This window comes from Bacteroides cutis (genome assembly GCF_900241005.1).
Taxonomy (GTDB): Bacteria; Bacteroidota; Bacteroidia; order Bacteroidales; family Bacteroidaceae; genus Bacteroides; species Bacteroides cutis.
Genome location: NZ_OEST01000007.1, coordinates 20,186 through 35,199, shown reverse-complemented (window position 1 = coordinate 35,199; position 15,014 = coordinate 20,186). Strand labels below are relative to the sequence as shown.

The 15,014-nt window shown below is 42.8% G+C and carries 13 protein-coding genes and 1 pseudogene; 6 read left to right on the top strand and 8 right to left on the bottom strand.

The window, feature by feature from the left end:
* The first annotated feature begins 16 nt into the window (after positions 1-16).
* Positions 17-1,027: a GGGtGRT protein gene (locus tag C1A09_RS13775; RefSeq protein WP_101545202.1), complete on the top strand. Its 1,011-nt coding sequence runs from the start codon at positions 17-19 to the stop codon at positions 1,025-1,027.
* Positions 1,028-1,682: 655 nt separating this feature from the next.
* Here the strand turns inward: C1A09_RS13775 and C1A09_RS13770 are convergent.
* The 6 genes from C1A09_RS13770 to C1A09_RS13750 all read right to left on the bottom strand — a co-directional run bounded on the left by C1A09_RS13770 (position 1,683) and on the right by C1A09_RS13750 (position 7,264).
* Positions 1,683-2,870, bottom strand: a complete 1,188-nt coding sequence (locus tag C1A09_RS13770; RefSeq protein WP_101545199.1) for a MalY/PatB family protein — start codon at positions 2,868-2,870, stop codon at positions 1,683-1,685.
* 11 nt (positions 2,871-2,881) lie between these two features.
* Positions 2,882-3,748 (bottom strand): DUF3737 family protein, encoded by an 867-nt coding sequence (locus C1A09_RS13765; RefSeq protein WP_101545197.1) that lies wholly within the window; start codon positions 3,746-3,748, stop codon positions 2,882-2,884.
* Between the two features lie 13 nt (positions 3,749-3,761).
* Positions 3,762-4,310 carry a cyclophilin-like fold protein gene (locus C1A09_RS13760; RefSeq protein WP_180949230.1) on the bottom strand — a complete coding sequence of 183 codons (549 nt, stop codon included), beginning with the start codon at positions 4,308-4,310 and terminating at the stop codon, positions 3,762-3,764.
* A gap of 113 nt (positions 4,311-4,423) precedes the next feature.
* Positions 4,424-4,555, bottom strand: coding sequence for a hypothetical protein (locus tag C1A09_RS16650; RefSeq protein ID WP_281258244.1), 132 nt, complete (start codon positions 4,553-4,555; stop codon positions 4,424-4,426).
* A 109-nt stretch (positions 4,556-4,664) separates the two neighbouring features.
* Positions 4,665-5,726, bottom strand: a complete 1,062-nt coding sequence (locus tag C1A09_RS13755; RefSeq protein WP_101545193.1) for an alpha/beta hydrolase — start codon at positions 5,724-5,726, stop codon at positions 4,665-4,667.
* 116 nt (positions 5,727-5,842) lie between these two features.
* Positions 5,843-7,264, bottom strand: a complete 1,422-nt coding sequence (locus C1A09_RS13750) for an MATE family efflux transporter (protein ID WP_101545190.1) — start codon at positions 7,262-7,264, stop codon at positions 5,843-5,845.
* A gap of 294 nt (positions 7,265-7,558) precedes the next feature.
* Between C1A09_RS13750 and C1A09_RS13745 the strand changes: the two genes are divergently transcribed.
* Complete coding sequence (locus C1A09_RS13745) at positions 7,559-8,464, top strand: helix-turn-helix domain-containing protein (protein WP_101545188.1); 906 nt, start codon at positions 7,559-7,561, stop codon at positions 8,462-8,464.
* Between the two features lie 8 nt (positions 8,465-8,472).
* Positions 8,473-9,369, top strand: a complete 897-nt coding sequence (locus C1A09_RS13740; RefSeq protein WP_101545503.1) for a helix-turn-helix domain-containing protein — start codon at positions 8,473-8,475, stop codon at positions 9,367-9,369.
* Here the strand turns inward: C1A09_RS13740 and C1A09_RS16590 are convergent.
* A pseudogene (locus C1A09_RS16590) lies at positions 9,313-9,499 on the bottom strand (hypothetical protein); the annotation flags it as partial. The gene C1A09_RS13740 and the pseudogene C1A09_RS16590 overlap by 57 nt on opposite strands.
* Positions 9,500-9,579: 80 nt before the next feature.
* Here C1A09_RS16590 and C1A09_RS13735 point away from each other — a divergent pair.
* Entirely contained in the window at positions 9,580-10,758 is a 1,179-nt protein-coding gene (locus tag C1A09_RS13735; RefSeq protein ID WP_101545185.1) for an MFS transporter, read from the top strand.
* Positions 10,759-10,903: 145 nt separating this feature from the next.
* Entirely contained in the window at positions 10,904-12,898 is a 1,995-nt protein-coding gene (locus C1A09_RS13730; RefSeq protein ID WP_101545183.1) for an LruC domain-containing protein, read from the top strand.
* Positions 12,899-12,980: 82 nt separating this feature from the next.
* On the opposite strand, the gene C1A09_RS13725 is transcribed toward C1A09_RS13730, so the two are convergent.
* On the bottom strand, positions 12,981-14,054 hold the full coding sequence (locus C1A09_RS13725; protein WP_101545181.1) for a sugar kinase: 1,074 nt from the start codon (positions 14,052-14,054) through the stop codon (positions 12,981-12,983).
* A gap of 324 nt (positions 14,055-14,378) precedes the next feature.
* On the opposite strand from C1A09_RS13725, the gene C1A09_RS13720 reads away from it, so the two are divergent.
* The gene (locus C1A09_RS13720; RefSeq protein ID WP_101545179.1) at positions 14,379-14,969 is read left to right on the top strand and encodes a DUF4251 domain-containing protein; all 591 of its coding nucleotides are present in this window, start codon (positions 14,379-14,381) and stop codon (positions 14,967-14,969) included.
* Positions 14,970-15,014: the final 45 nt, after the last annotated feature.

Here is a 15,014-nt window from a genome sequence, read left to right as displayed (position 1 = left end):
TAAGGAGGAAAAGAATATGATTAGAGAAGTGAAATTTGAAAGTCAAGACCGTCGCATCAAGCAGATTATCGCTGCTTTAAACGCTAACGGCATCAAAGACATCGAAGAAGCTAACGCTATCTGTGAAGCTCATGGACTTGATCCTTATATGACGTGTGAAGAAACCCAGCCTATTTGCTTTGAGAATGCAAAATGGGCATACGTGGTAGGTTGTGCTATCGCTATTAAGAAAGGTTGCAAAAACGCTGCCGAAGCTGCTGAAGCCATCGGTATCGGTTTGCAAGCATTCTGTATTCCGGGTTCTGTAGCCGACGACCGTAAAGTTGGCATCGGCCACGGTAATCTGGCAGCTATGTTGCTTCGTGAAGAAACCAAGTGCTTTGCTTTTTTGGCAGGTCACGAGTCATTTGCAGCAGCTGAAGGCGCAATCAAGATTGCCGCTAAAGCAGACAAGGTACGTAAAGAGCCATTACGTTGTATCTTGAACGGTCTCGGTAAAGATGCTGCACAGATTATCTCTCGTATCAATGGTTTTACATACGTTCAGACTCAATTCGACTATTATACAGGTGAATTAAAAGTAGTGAAGGAAATTGCATACAGCGACGGTCCTCGTGCTAAAGTAAAATGCTATGGTGCCGATGACGTTCGCGAAGGTGTAGCCATCATGTGGAAAGAAGGCGTAGATGTATCTATCACAGGTAACTCTACCAATCCGACTCGTTTCCAACATCCGGTTGCTGGTACTTACAAGAAAGAACGCGTTCTTGCTGGTAAGCCTTACTTTTCAGTAGCATCAGGTGGTGGTACGGGGCGTACGCTTCATCCGGATAACATGGCTGCTGGTCCTGCTTCATACGGCATGACGGATACTATGGGCCGTATGCACTCTGACGCTCAGTTCGCTGGTTCTTCATCAGTTCCTGCTCACGTAGAAATGATGGGATTCCTGGGTATCGGTAACAACCCGATGGTAGGATGTACAGTGGCTTGTGCGGTTGACGTAGCTACTGCTCTTAGTAAGTAATCATCTGATATACAGATTATAACGAAGAGCTTTCCTTAGGGAAGGCTCTTCTTGTTTTAACAGACTTCCACGCTATCCTTGCTCTACTCACCTTTGTCTATCATTTAGTATCATCACCTTATCAATTGTGACGGTGTCCTATATTATACTCTATAAATTCTCTACAAATTGCCACATTATTGCTAATTCTATGACGTTACTTATGACGAGGTATCTATACCGTCACAGCAAGGTAAAATATTCATAAATAGCTATGTATTAACACATATCATATTAAACCCCTCTTACTCTTATATTATTAATGACATATGACGAAATCGCTTCAATCATACAACTTTATATTATTTAATTTACACCTCTACCTTCAAAATCAAAAACATTTAGTTTACATTAGTTTCCCTCTACAATATAACTAACTTCGTATCAGATTAATTCTATACGATATGAGACTTACTAAGAAGGCCCCACCTATGAGAAGTCAGATTTGGCTATGTAACATTGAAAGTGAATTTCACCTCTGAATTCCTCCTCAATCTCTACCAGACTTTCGGACTGAAACATTGATGGGTTCCAAAGCACACAGAGTTTCAGCAAAATATTCAAGAAAGTAGTACATTGTTCTCACAAACAGTATGTACAGGAATAAATATACCTGTTACGTATAGTGTTTATCGCCAATATGATTACTATGTATAAAACGGCTAAAACGCTTCAATCCTTCTGTCAGTGTAGTACGTGGGCAGGCGATATTCCAACGCATGAACCCTTCACCCTCTGCGCCGTACATCGTTCCAGCATTGAGCCACAATCGGGCTTCGGCAACCAATCTCCGTTCGAGTTCATCCGAGGATATGCCGAGTTTGCGGCAGTCCATCCAGATGAGATAGGTTCCCTCCAAGACCGTGATAGGAAATCCCGGCAAATGTTCACGACAGAACCCCCGCATATAGAGATAATTGGCATGCAGATACTCGATGAGTTGGTTCAGCCACTCTTCCCCTTCATTGTAAGCTGCTTGGGTAGTAATTATACCGAACGGATTGACATCGCATACCTCGTTATCGTTGATAGCACGATCGATTTTCGCCCGGTACTCGGCATCGGAGCAGACAATGTTCGCAATCTGCAACCCGGCGATATTGAACGCCTTACTGGGGGATATGCAGGTAACGGAATGCCGTAGGAAATTTTCTGAGATAGAAGCAAACGGCGTGTAACGGTGTCCTGGGAAAACCAACTCGCAATGGATTTCGTCCGAAACGACCGTAACGCCGTAACGGATACAGATTTCTCCGATACGTACCAGTTCCTCACGTCTCCATACCTTTCCGGTAGGATTATGAGGATTGCACAGCAACATTACCTTCACTTTTGGATCGGCGACTTTACGTTCCAGATCTTCATAATCAATCGTGTAAGTATTACCTGCAAAGACCAACGGCGAAGAGACCATTTCACACCCATTGTTACGGATAGATGAAAAGAAACAATTATAGACGGGAGTCTGCGCCAGCACCTTGTCACCAGGCACGGTCAAAGCCTTGATAACTGCCGATATGGCTGGGACTACACCCGGTGTGTAAATTATCCATTCGCGGTCAATCTTCCAATCGTGACGGCGTGCGAACCAACTCGTAACAGCTTCATAATAGCTGTCAGGCACACGGGTATAACCGAAGATACCGTGTTCTACACGTCGACGCAAAGCATCGATGATGACAGGGGCTGTACGGAAATCCATATCAGCCACCCACATCGGCAATACATTTTCATTCTCGGCACTGTCCCATTTATAGGAATCAGTTCCCCGTCGCGAAATTCGTTCATCGAAGTCGTATTTCATGTGTCTTCGTCTTAATCGGTGAAACAGGTACGCTCGTCCCTGAGACGGATTTCACAATCAGCAGGAGCCTTGATATTCTCGTCTATAGTTATGGAACCGAACTCGTCGGCCACAATACGTCCCGACATCGGGTTCTTGATATTCGTGATGGTTCCTCGAATATCGGCCTGCAACGTGCTGTACTCGAATGCACGGTCACAATCCGGTCCGAAGGTACAGTTCTCAAGTATGAGGTCGTGTGCATAGCAGAGTGGTTGCTCACCGGTAATATGGCAATTGACCAGTCGCAGGTTCTTCGAGTGCCAGCCGAGGTACTCACCGTTGAGATCAGAATCGTAGATGGTCACATTCTCCACTTCCCAGAACGCATCCTTCGTCGTGATCTTGGCATGATGAATTTCCACATTCTTCACGTACTGAAACACATATTTGCTGTCACTCTCTAATCCGTCCACATAAATATCGTTGCTGAACATGAAAGGATAGGTACCGCCATGAAGTTTGAGATTCTTGATGCGGATGCCATTGCAACGCCAGAACACTTCATCGGCATCGTTCATTGTTACGTTCTCAATGTTTATTTCGTCCATCTCACGGAACATCTTCGGTGCATCGATAATCGTGTCGGTCATCTTCAGGTGGTCGGAGTACCACAAGGCCGAACGCCCTCCGACATCGAAATAACAGTGGTCGATTTTGAAACCGTGTACATGCCAGAAGGGATAGTTACCCTCGAAACGACAAGCTACAGCTTCGATATTGCTACACTCTTTGATGGCCGATTCACCGGCACGGATAATCACATTCTCCAAACGGAGATCATGGGACTCGAATAAGGGACGCTCGCCCCCGAATTCAGTATCTTTAATCAGTTTCATTTAGAATATTATTTTAGTTATCAGTCATATTGATTTCAAAAGTCACGTTCACATTGCCTCTTCCGAGAGCCGAAGCCAGCCCTGACGGATTATCGAGCCGTCCTATATGGGTGTAGCTGTAAGACGACGAGAAGGTTTCATAAAAGAGAACAACACAACTGGAACCGTAGAGCATCAGGTCTCCATTACGGATTGTGCCGGGTCGGTAGCTGTCTGTGGGCAGATTTTCCGACAGATAATGATATTTTTCGTTACCGTTCATTTCATTCATCGTCACCGTCATAGGCAGCAAAGCGGTAAAAGCGTGTGCCGTGGCATTGTCCTCAAGTGTGACAGAAAAGCTATAGTCGCCCACACGGACTGTAATGTTTCTGTTCATTTCGTTTTCCCCTCCATTATTTTCGTCACCATTATTCCCTTTATCATTCCCGTTATTGTCACTTCCGTTTCCGGAATTGTCATCGTCTCCCGGTTCTTCAGGATCAAGAACGGGTACGACAGAAGTCTCCGTTATAAGTTCATCATCCGGACTGCATACAGTCAATACAAATATAGCTGTCATAGACGCTAAGACCATTATAATCAAATACTTGTTCATATCTTATTCTATTGTAAGATCTTACAATTCCAATCCCATTTTACAGACTTTTTCAAGATGTTCAGGTGCAATTTGAGCTAGCAAGCCCTATATCCCCAGCATCCCAGTATACGCATACTACCCAGATACACTTTCGTCACGGTGTGTCCTTTCTCGGACAACCTTTTGATACAGGCATAGGTCAGACAGTCTGTGTTATCTTGTCGCATACCGACACTCATCAGCACAAGAACATTTTTCCCGTTACCCTGACATATTGTCTCAATTATCGTGGGACGAGGATCTTCTTCCGGTTTACTTTATATTGGAAGTTTCCCTCTATTTCAAGTACTCTTTGAAAAATTCCTCCAGTTTGTCGAACGGAATAATATCCGTCCGGTCATACAAATCCGTATGTACGGCACCAGGAATAATCATCAGTTCCTTATTGTCGCCTTTCAACTTCTTGAAAGTATCTTCACTAAAATAACGGGAGTGGGCTTTCTCGCCATGAATAAGTAACACAGCACTACGGATTTCATCGGCATACGAAAGGATAGGTGTGTTGAGAAATGCAAGATTTGAGGTCTTGTTCCAGCCCAGACCGGAGTTGATGGAACGGGAATGATAGCCTCGTTCAGTCTTGTAATAGTCGTAATAATCCTTCATGAACTGCGGCGCGTCGTCAGCAGGTTTCGGGTTCATCACGGTACGGAGATAAGTGCCTGTACGATAGTCTTCCGTGCGTTGGGCGTTGAATTCCTGACGCATTTTGTAGCGTGCATCCGCATTGTCGGCGGCATCGAAATAACCGTTTGCCGTACAGCGGCTAATGTCGTACATCGTGGAAGCCACCGTCGCTTTGATGCGTGTGTCGCCCGCAGCCGCGTTGATGGCAAATCCACCCCAGCCACAAATACCAATGATACCGATACGCTCGACATCCACATCCGGACGTGTCGCAAGGTAATCTACCGCAGCCGAGAAGTCTTCGATGTTGATGTCCGGCGAAGCCACGCTACGAGGCTGTCCGCCGCTTTCTCCTGTGAACGAAGGATCGAAAGCAATCGTCAGGAATCCTCGTTCGGCAAGTGTCTGAGCATACAACCCCGACGACTGTTCCTTTACAGCCCCGAACGGACCACTGACAGCGATGGCCGGCAGTTTTCCTACAGCGGTCGTTTTCGGTACATACAAGTCGGCGGCGAGCGTGATACCATAACGGTTTATAAAGGTCACTTTCTTGTGATTCACCTTGTCGCTCTTCGGGAACGTCTTGTCCCATTCCTGTGTCAGATTTAACTGTTCCATATTTCTGTTACTTTGAGTGTTTTGCGCCAGACTTTCCGTCAGACCAAAGAGGTTGAAAAAAGCGGCAATTAAAATTGTAATTCGTTTCATAATCGCTGTGATTTTAATGTTTCTTGTTTTCTTTTCACATTGCAAAGTTACAGCAGATTACAGAGAAAGCCGGTAGATGGATTACAGATTGTATAACCCCAATTACAGACATCATTTTATACTTTTTTCATCCATCGTTCCCGTTTCAGGCGGACAAGGAAAATCAGACCCCGGAAACACAGTTCGACACACATGGCAATCCATACTCCTTTCAGTCCTAATGACGGAGCGAGTAAAGTGGCCAGTGCCAAACGCACCGCCCAGATGCTGAAGAAATTCATCAGGCACGGCACAAGCGTGTCGGCCGCTCCGACGAAGACCCCGTAAGCGACAATCGAAGCCGCAAACATCGGTTCGGCGAACGCTTCGATACGCAAAGCCATCACGCCCAATTCCCGGATCTCCCCGACGGGAGTCATCAAACCGATAATCTGGGGTGCGAACACATACATGAGTACGCCCATCAACCCCATGATTCCCATTCCCATAAGTACGGTGATGCTGGCGAAACTTCGGGTCAGTCCCCGGCGACCGGCACCGATACTCTGCCCGACCAATGTAGTGGCAGCATCAGCAATCCCATAACCGGGCATATAGCAAAGACTCTCAGCCGTGATGGCAAACGAATTGGCCGCGATGGCGAAGACACCCAGCGGTGCCACGATAACAGTCGTCATGATTTGCGCACCACAAATCACGAAATGCTCTATCCCCATAGGAATCCCTATACGAAGAGCTTTTCTCAAGGTTGTTGTCTCTGGGCGGAAACTCCCTTGCTCTCCCCTCAACTTCAATTCATCGGAACGGGTCCAAAGATACCACAATAATATCCCGGCAACCACCGCTTCGGCAGCAGCCGTACCCAGTGCTGCACCCTCCACACCCAATCCTGCACCCGGCATCCTGAAAGAGATACCCGCCACATGCCATTCCCGCGAAGGGAAAATCAGAAAAAAATTAAAAATAACATCCAGTATGCACATCGCCACCCCCAACAGACTTGGCACGTGCATATTTCCGCTACAACGCAACATGCCACCTGCAAGGAAATTCATCTGCAAAGCAGGAAGGAAGAGGGAGAAGATGAAGAAATAGAGCGACGAGTCCCGGCGTATGGAAACATCGCCTCCCAACCAATGGGGAAGCATACCACTGATTGAAGCACCAAGCACGGCCAACAACAGACTGAAAACAAGTGTGGCGGTCAGTGACTGCCGCAACACGACACGCGCTCCCTGCATATCACCCGCTCCGATTTTATGTGCCACCTGTACGGAGAATCCCGTAGCAGCAGCCACGCACAACCCCCAGAAGAGCCATGTGGTCGTCGATACCAGTCCGATGGAAGCCGATGCCTCGGCTCCGAGGTGTCCCACCATCGCCGCATCGATATACTGCATGACAATAGAGGAAAGTTGCGCGATGATAGCAGGAATACTGAGCAATACGGTCAGACGTAGCTGTTGTCGCAGTGTCATCGGTTTACCATCACGGATTGACGCAAGCAGGGCGTTTGTTTTATCAGTCTGTCTCCTCATCCGTAACGGTAGTTGTTCCCAAGACAAACGAACTTGCAATCATGACGAATGATATACGTTTCATTATCTCTTGATTTTATCGAATTTAGTGTTTCAGTTTCTTGATGCAAAATTAAACGTATGCCTAAAAATACAATGTAGATGAATTACAGATGTTATAACCTCAATTACATGATTTTCGGGAAAAACGGCATGAATCTGTAGTCAAGGTTACATTATCCGTAATTGGGGTTATGACAATATCAATATAATCATCTAATTTTGCGCGGTGAAGAACATAGAGACATAGAGAATATGGATAAGATACTCAACTTAGACAACGTAGATCAATACAACCGTTTATACGGCTTTGAAACCCTGCATCCGTTAGTCAGCGTCATCAATCTCAATGAAGCAACCCGCGCGGTGGACACCATACGCCTTAACTATGGTGTGTACGCCCTATTTTTGAAATTGGAAAAGGCATGTGACATCAAGTATGGCCGCCAAAAGTACGATTACGAAAAAGGGACTATTGTCTGTTTCGCTCCTGGACAAACAGCAGAGACAACATCGACGATCGGGCATATACAGACTAATGCATACGGCATCATCTTTCATCCCGACCTACTTCGCGGTACATCATTGAATAAAACGATAAAGAACTACACATTTTTCTCGTATGAAGTCAATGAAGCGTTACACGTATCCGAGGAAGAACAGACTATTATATTGGATTGTCTAAAAATTATCCGAAAAGAGCTGGAACATGATATAGACAAGCACAGTAAAACACTGATTGCTACATATATCGAATTGCTACTCGGTTACTGCATGCGTTTCTACGAACGACAGTTTATCACACGTAGTAAAAGTAACCGGGATGTACTGACCCGTTTCGAATATCTGCTGGACGAATATTTCGAAGGATCTACAGCCGAACATGACGGACTTCCTTCAGTGAAATACTTTGCCGACAAATTGTTTCTCTCACCTAACTATTTCGGAGACATGCTTAAAAAAGAAACCGGAAAAACTCCGCAAGAATATATTCAGGAAAAAGTGATTGAAATAGCAAAAGATCGTATATCCGGCACTCAAGATATGGTAAGCCAGATAGCTTATTCACTGGGTTTTCAATATCCACAACATCTGTGTCGTTTGTTCAAGAAACGGGTCGGATGCACACCGAATGAATATCGGACAAAGATGATTGGTTGAAAGGACAGATGAAAGAGACGCTGGACATAAAGAGCGTGTGCGAATGTAATCGCCGTTTGGGGTGCAAGACATTGCATCCCCAAGCAAGTATCATCAATCTAGAACACCCGGATTTAGAGCAAGAAGCCGTGAAATTCGAGTTCTATACCGTGCTGCTCATCGAGGAATGTTCTGATGGCTATTGCTGCTGCGGCCGCAAGTATTACGACTATTCCAATGCTACGATGGTGTTTCTCAAACCCGGGGAAATTTTCCGTATGAGTAAAGCAGACGTGTTACCGGACAAAGGATGGTTATTGACGTTTCATCCCGATTTGCTGTATCGCACCTCACTGAAGAATCATATCAAGAACTACACATTCTTTTCTTATAGCAAGGAGGAAGCATTGCATTTGTCACAACGGGAGACAGCAACCATTATATGCTGTCTTGAAAATATTGAAGAGGAACTACACCATTCCATTGACGCGCACACCGCCACTATTCTCTCACGGCATATCGAATTGATGCTGGACTATTGTACCCGTTTCTATGAGCGGCAATTCATCACACGGGAGAATAAGAACAAAAATGTACTTGAAGAGTTAGAAACCTTACTCGATGACTACATAGATTCCGGCAAATTACGTAATGCCATATTGCCTACATCAGAATATTGTGCCACAGGATTAGGACTTTCCATTCCTTATTTCAGCGATTTGTTGAAATTCGAGACAGGTAAGACGTTAGATGAGTATTTCCAACTGAAACGGCTTGAAGTAGCTAAAAGGATGTTACTCAAAGCAGAAAACGCCCCAGCCATCGTGGCACGACAACTAGGCTATACCAATGTGCAATATTTCAGTCTGCTATTTAAGAAAATTATGGGTATCTCTCCCAATGAGTATCGGTATTCTAATAATTAGAAAAAAGACAGGATTCACTTTCATTGTTTTCAAATTAAGGTACAATCCGTGATGTCCAATCATTCCCATTACGGAACATTTTCCAAAGGATATTGTATCCAAGCTACATCAGCGTGGAATTGATGAACAAATAATAACTTGGAGTGTCCCCTATTCATATTGATACATAAATAAGATTACAGTCTTTAAGCTTTTAATTATCTTTGCAACATGAAAACTAAATTGAAAGAAAATGGCGGACTGCCGGCACATATACTTTGGACACTCGCTATTGTAGCAGGTATTTCTGTAGCAAACTTATACTATAATCAGCCTTTGTTGAATGTGATACGCCACGAACTGGGAGTATCGGAATTCAAAACAAACCTGATCGCAATGATCACGCAAATAGGTTATGCGTTAGGATTATTATTTATTGTACCATTAGGTGACCTTTATCAACGCAAAAAGATCATACTGACAAATTTTATCCTACTCATCTTCTCTTTATTAGCCATAGCTGTAGCATCTAACATTTATATAATTTGGGGGGCATCGCTCATCACAGGTATTTGTTCTATGATACCGCAAATTTTTGTACCGATTGCTTCACAATTCTCCCAACCCGAAAATAAAGGCCGTAATGTAGGTATTGTTATTTCAGGATTATTGACGGGAATACTTGCATCACGCGTTATCAGCGGATTTGTGGGTGAAGTACTTGGATGGCGTGAAATGTATTCCATTGCAGCAGGTATGATGTTGGTGTGTTCCATTGTCGTTTTAAAAGTTTTGCCAGATATCCACCCTACATTTCAGGGAAAATACAGTGATTTAATGAAGTCTCTGTTTTTTTTAATAAAAGAATATCCTGCACTACGTATCTACTCAATCCGTGCCGGGATTGCATTTGGTTCTTTCCTTGCCATGTGGTCTTGTCTTGCATTCAAGATGGGAGAAGCACCGTTTTATGCTAATAGCGATACCATCGGCATATTAGGATTATGCGGAATAGCCGGTGCACTGACAGCTTCTTTCGTCGGAAAATACGTAAAGAAAGTAGGTATACGTAATTTCAATTTTATAGGTTGCACATTGATATTATTAGCTTGGACATCTCTTCATTTTTGCGGAAACACATATATAGGTATTATTGCAGGAGTCATATTGATAGATATAGGCATGCAATGCATTCAACTCAGTAATCAAACCAGTATTTTTGCTATTTATCCTTCTGCTTCCAACCGAGTGAATACTATTTTCATGACGACTTATTTCATTGGCGGTTCATTGGGAACCTTCCTCGCTGGAAGTTGTTGGCAATCATGGGGATGGGCTGGAGTTTCTTGTATTGGTAGTGTGTTAATATTGATTTCACTGTTGATTACCATATACTACAAAGAAAAATAAAAAGAATAACAATCATCTTTCATTATGAATTTGTCTAAATTAGCCATGTTATTGTAGAAACCTTCAAATATAGTTGTATTATCTAATCAAAAGATATATATTTGTGGCGTAAAAAGCCAATCAAAAAATAAACTATACAGACATTATGAACAAGAAGTGGTTTGGAGCTGCTGTCATTGCTCTCTTTGCATTGAGTAGCTGTCTTGAAAAAGACATTTATCAAGGACCGAAAGAAGAAGAGAAGAAATTCAATGATTTTGATTTCTCAACTGTTCACCCAACTACTAACCTGGAAGTTAGTTATCTTAATTCTGGTGTAGAAGCTAATGTATATTTTGAGTTATACGATGAAATGCCTGTCATCAAAACAGAATATGGGTATACTAAAAAGGCTGATATTTTCCCTCTTTTTGCAAGCTATACAGCAGAAAATGGTGTCTATAAAGGTACTATAGAACTACCCACATATCTGAAGAAGGTATACATTTATACGCCCGCTTTTTTCGCTCAAACTCTGATAGAAGCTAACGTGGAAAATGGTATCATAAAAGCTTCAGATGATATTATAGAGGAGAAAGTTACTACGAGAATTGTCAGCCCAACGCGTATTCCACATGATAGTTATATGGTAAAATACCCCTATTATAGTAAAGAAATCCCTCAAGCTTATAAAAATGATACGCGTTGGCATACTTTTTTAGGAGCATATGAGTATATGAAAAATGGAGAGATAAACTACAAATATACAGGAGAATTAGCAGCCCAAAATGCAGGTGATTTATATACAGCTCATGCTCAAATTATCAACACACATGCTATTTGTCCGGAAGAATATCGTAGTTATTCAGACATACGCATTAACGAAAAAGCAGAAATCGCTGTAACATTTTTAGGACAAAATACTTGTTGGAACTGTTCAATGGGATATTATTATTATAAGGAAGGTGAAAAACCAACCAGTCTCAACGATGCTAATATTATCATGTTGTTCCCTAATACACAGGATGGCAAATGGGCAAATGATCGAAAGGGAGCAAAGCCTACCGCCGGTATTAATCGTGGAACAGCCGTACAATTAAAATATTATCCTAAAATTAGTTCCGGTAGCGCAGAAGGAGAAACTACAATATTTCCTGCCGGATATAGAGTAGGGCTTGTCATCGCTACTAATGCATGGAGTAATCGAATTTCCGGATATAATAAAAACATAAAATATCGTGCAGCAACATCAAGAGGTTTAAGTATTGACGATAATGGAAATCCATATGATACTCCGCGTACAGCAGCATATAGATATAACGATTTCGTGATGGTCTCTTTCGAAGATTACATTAATGACCGAAATTTCAGTGATGTTGTTGTCGCCATGAAATCCAATCCTGTAAAAGCTATTGAAGTTGATCCTGATGTAGACCCCGATAATAACCAAACCACAACAGAAATACTAAAAGGTGTCTATGCATTCGAGGATCTTTGGCCCAGTAAAGGTGATTATGATATGAATGATGTCGTCGTTCGTTATAATTATGGAAAGACTTTCGATAAGGATAATAAAATCTATGCAGAATCATTCATCTTCAAGACATTCCAGAATGTAGCAGGTAACAACAACGGATTGGCATTCAGATTGCTATATATGGGTAATCCATCTTCAACCCAATATTTTATTCGTAAACCGGGAGAAAAGGAGTTTACCGAGACTAATTTTACTTTTGAAAAAGATAACAATGTATTTATTCTGACTGACAATGTGAAGGATGATATGGGGGCTGAATACAAGGTGATTCTAAACTATGATTCCCCTATTACAACATCTTCGGAAGCCCAACCATTCATTTTCAAGAATGAAGCGGACGGACAACGTTGGGAAGTTCATATTCCTAAGGAAAAACCTACATCTAAAATGAATATGTCTCTATTCCAAACCAATGATGATGCCTCACAGCCAAACAAAAACATTTATTATGTGCGCAGTGGCAACTATCCCTTTGCTTTCTTCCTGAGTGGAGCTAATGAAAAAGATATAGAAAAGCTATTGCAAAGCGAAAATGAAAGAGTTCCAATCGACCAATTATATAAAGATTATGAAAGCTGGGTAACCAGTAATGGAAAAAATAACCAGGACTGGTATAAGAAATAAAATTCGTTTTTAATTTCTCCTTTCGTAACATAAGCCTTTTATAAAGCTTAGTTGCGAAAGGGGGATTTTTTATTTCATCATTCTATCTCGATACCCTTCCTGAGGTATTTCCACCCATCAAACTTTCCACCTCCTCTACCGTTACCAGATTAAAATCTCCATAAACAGTATTCTTCAAAGCAGAAGCGGCAAGTGCAAACTCTAAAGCTTGTTGATCATCATCGGGATATGTAATTAAACCATATATCAATCCACCGACAAATGCATCACCTGCACCGACACGATCTACTTCATGTTCGATGTCATAAATCCCCGTATGCTTCAATGTTCCGTCAGAATAAAGAACGGCAGCGAGCAAATTGTGGTTGGAAGTTATGGAGTTGCGAAGTTCCAGAAAAGTCTTCCGACATCGGGGAACAAGTTCAGATACCTTTTGTCCGAAAGATTCAAATGCAGGAAGACTGGAATAAAAAGAAGTATCGGTGGCATCAACAGCTTTAAAGCCAACAGGCTGAATACCCAAAATTTCCTGATATTCCGGTTCGGCACCAAAGATGACATCGCTGTATTGTATCAAAGGTTGCATCACCTCAGCAGCCGGACGGCCATAGTTCCAAAGTTTCTTACGATAATTTAAATCACAAGAAATAGTCAGCCCCATACGGTCTGCTATCTCCAAAGCTTCATGACAGGCATCAGCCCCCTCTTGAGAAAGGGCGGCGGCAATGCCCGACCAGTGAAACCAACCAGCATCGGCAAATATAGCTTCCCAATTGATCATACCGGGACGAAGCGTTGCAAAGGAAGATCCCTCACGATCGTACACTACATTGGAATTACGAAACGCGGCACCACTCTCCAAGTAATACAATCCCAAGCGTTTACCACCAAAAACGATACCTTCCGTTCCCAAACCACTGGCACGAAGAGAAGCCAAACAGGCACGAGCCACCGCATTATCCGGCAAGCGGGTAACAAACTCTGTTGGAATGCCAAAATGCGCTAGGGATACGGCAACATTGGCCTCACTTCCACCATAGGTTGCAATAAACTCATTAGCTTGAGAAAAACGGGAAAAACCGGACGTGGTGAGTCTGAGCATTACTTCACCAAAAGTTACCACCTTCTTTCCGGTTACAAGAGATTTCTTATTCATAAACTATCCTATTATAGTCAAAAACATCAATCGGAAGCCAAATATACTATCAAATTTCCAAGTAAACGTAATGAATTGACAATTTTTATTTGCACAACAAAAGAAAGAAAAAATATTAAACATACCTGTCACACCTTTGTAGCATACCATAAAAGGCGCCGAAAAAGATGATTGTCCGATCAGCCTATTAGCGGGCATTTACATTACGTAACCTCATTGAGTGGATATAAATAATTAAAAAAACGGTGAACAATCCTGCTTAGGCATTGTTTTTGCAATAAACTTATAACGAACAATTTATTTAAACCTAAACAAAAATTGAGTATGAAAAAGTTTATTGCATTAGCAGCATTAGTATTGGTGAGCATGGTGACAACCACCATGTATGCGCAAGAGAGTAAAACAGAACGTCGTGCAGACCGCAAGGCACAGAGAGACGCAGAACGTGCCCGTCTGAAAGCAGAAGAACAAGCGGCAGATGTCGTTTCATACGACGACGCCGTAGCAGCACTGAAAGCACACCAGTTTGTATTGGAGGCCAACCAGGTTATGTTCCGCAACGGACAAACCGCTTTCGTTACCTCCAACACCAACTTTGTATTGGTAAATCAAGGGCGTGGTACTGTCCAGGTAGCATTCAACACAGTATATCCCGGTCCTAACGGAATTGGCGGCGTAACTGTAGACGGTACAGTTTCCGACATCCAGATGAATACCGACAAGAAAGGCAACATAAATTGCAATTTCAGCATTCAAGGTATCGGCATCTCCGCACAGATATTCCTTACGCTGACCAACGGCGGCAACAATGCGACCGTAACTATCAGCCCGAACTTCAACTCCAACACCATGACCTTGAATGGTAACCTGGTACCGTTGAACCAATCGAATATCTTCAAGGGACGTTCTTGGTAAAGCCCTTTACAATATATATATTCTCAACTCCGTTGCAAATCACTC

Excerpts from the sequence above, each read along its gene's own strand:
- C1A09_RS13725 (WP_101545181.1), bottom strand. The coding sequence starts at position 14,054 with ATGAATAAGAAATCTCTTGTAACCGGAAAGAAGGTGGTAACTTTTGGT.
- C1A09_RS13745 (WP_101545188.1), top strand. The coding sequence starts at position 7,559 with ATGGATAAGATACTCAACTTAGACAACGTAGATCAATACAACCGTTTA.
- C1A09_RS13730 (WP_101545183.1), top strand. The coding sequence starts at position 10,904 with ATGAACAAGAAGTGGTTTGGAGCTGCTGTCATTGCTCTCTTTGCATTG.
- C1A09_RS13735 (WP_101545185.1), top strand. The coding sequence starts at position 9,580 with ATGAAAACTAAATTGAAAGAAAATGGCGGACTGCCGGCACATATACTT.
- C1A09_RS13720 (WP_101545179.1), top strand. The coding sequence starts at position 14,379 with ATGAAAAAGTTTATTGCATTAGCAGCATTAGTATTGGTGAGCATGGTG.
- C1A09_RS13755 (WP_101545193.1), bottom strand. The coding sequence starts at position 5,726 with ATGAAACGAATTACAATTTTAATTGCCGCTTTTTTCAACCTCTTTGGT.
- C1A09_RS13770 (WP_101545199.1), bottom strand. The coding sequence starts at position 2,870 with ATGAAATACGACTTCGATGAACGAATTTCGCGACGGGGAACTGATTCC.
- C1A09_RS13740 (WP_101545503.1), top strand. The coding sequence starts at position 8,473 with ATGAAAGAGACGCTGGACATAAAGAGCGTGTGCGAATGTAATCGCCGT.
- C1A09_RS16650 (WP_281258244.1), bottom strand. The coding sequence starts at position 4,555 with ATGCGACAAGATAACACAGACTGTCTGACCTATGCCTGTATCAAAAGG.
- C1A09_RS13765 (WP_101545197.1), bottom strand. The coding sequence starts at position 3,748 with ATGAAACTGATTAAAGATACTGAATTCGGGGGCGAGCGTCCCTTATTC.
- C1A09_RS13760 (WP_180949230.1), bottom strand. The coding sequence starts at position 4,310 with ATGACAGCTATATTTGTATTGACTGTATGCAGTCCGGATGATGAACTT.
- C1A09_RS13775 (WP_101545202.1), top strand. The coding sequence starts at position 17 with ATGATTAGAGAAGTGAAATTTGAAAGTCAAGACCGTCGCATCAAGCAG.
- C1A09_RS13750 (WP_101545190.1), bottom strand. The coding sequence starts at position 7,264 with ATGAGGAGACAGACTGATAAAACAAACGCCCTGCTTGCGTCAATCCGT.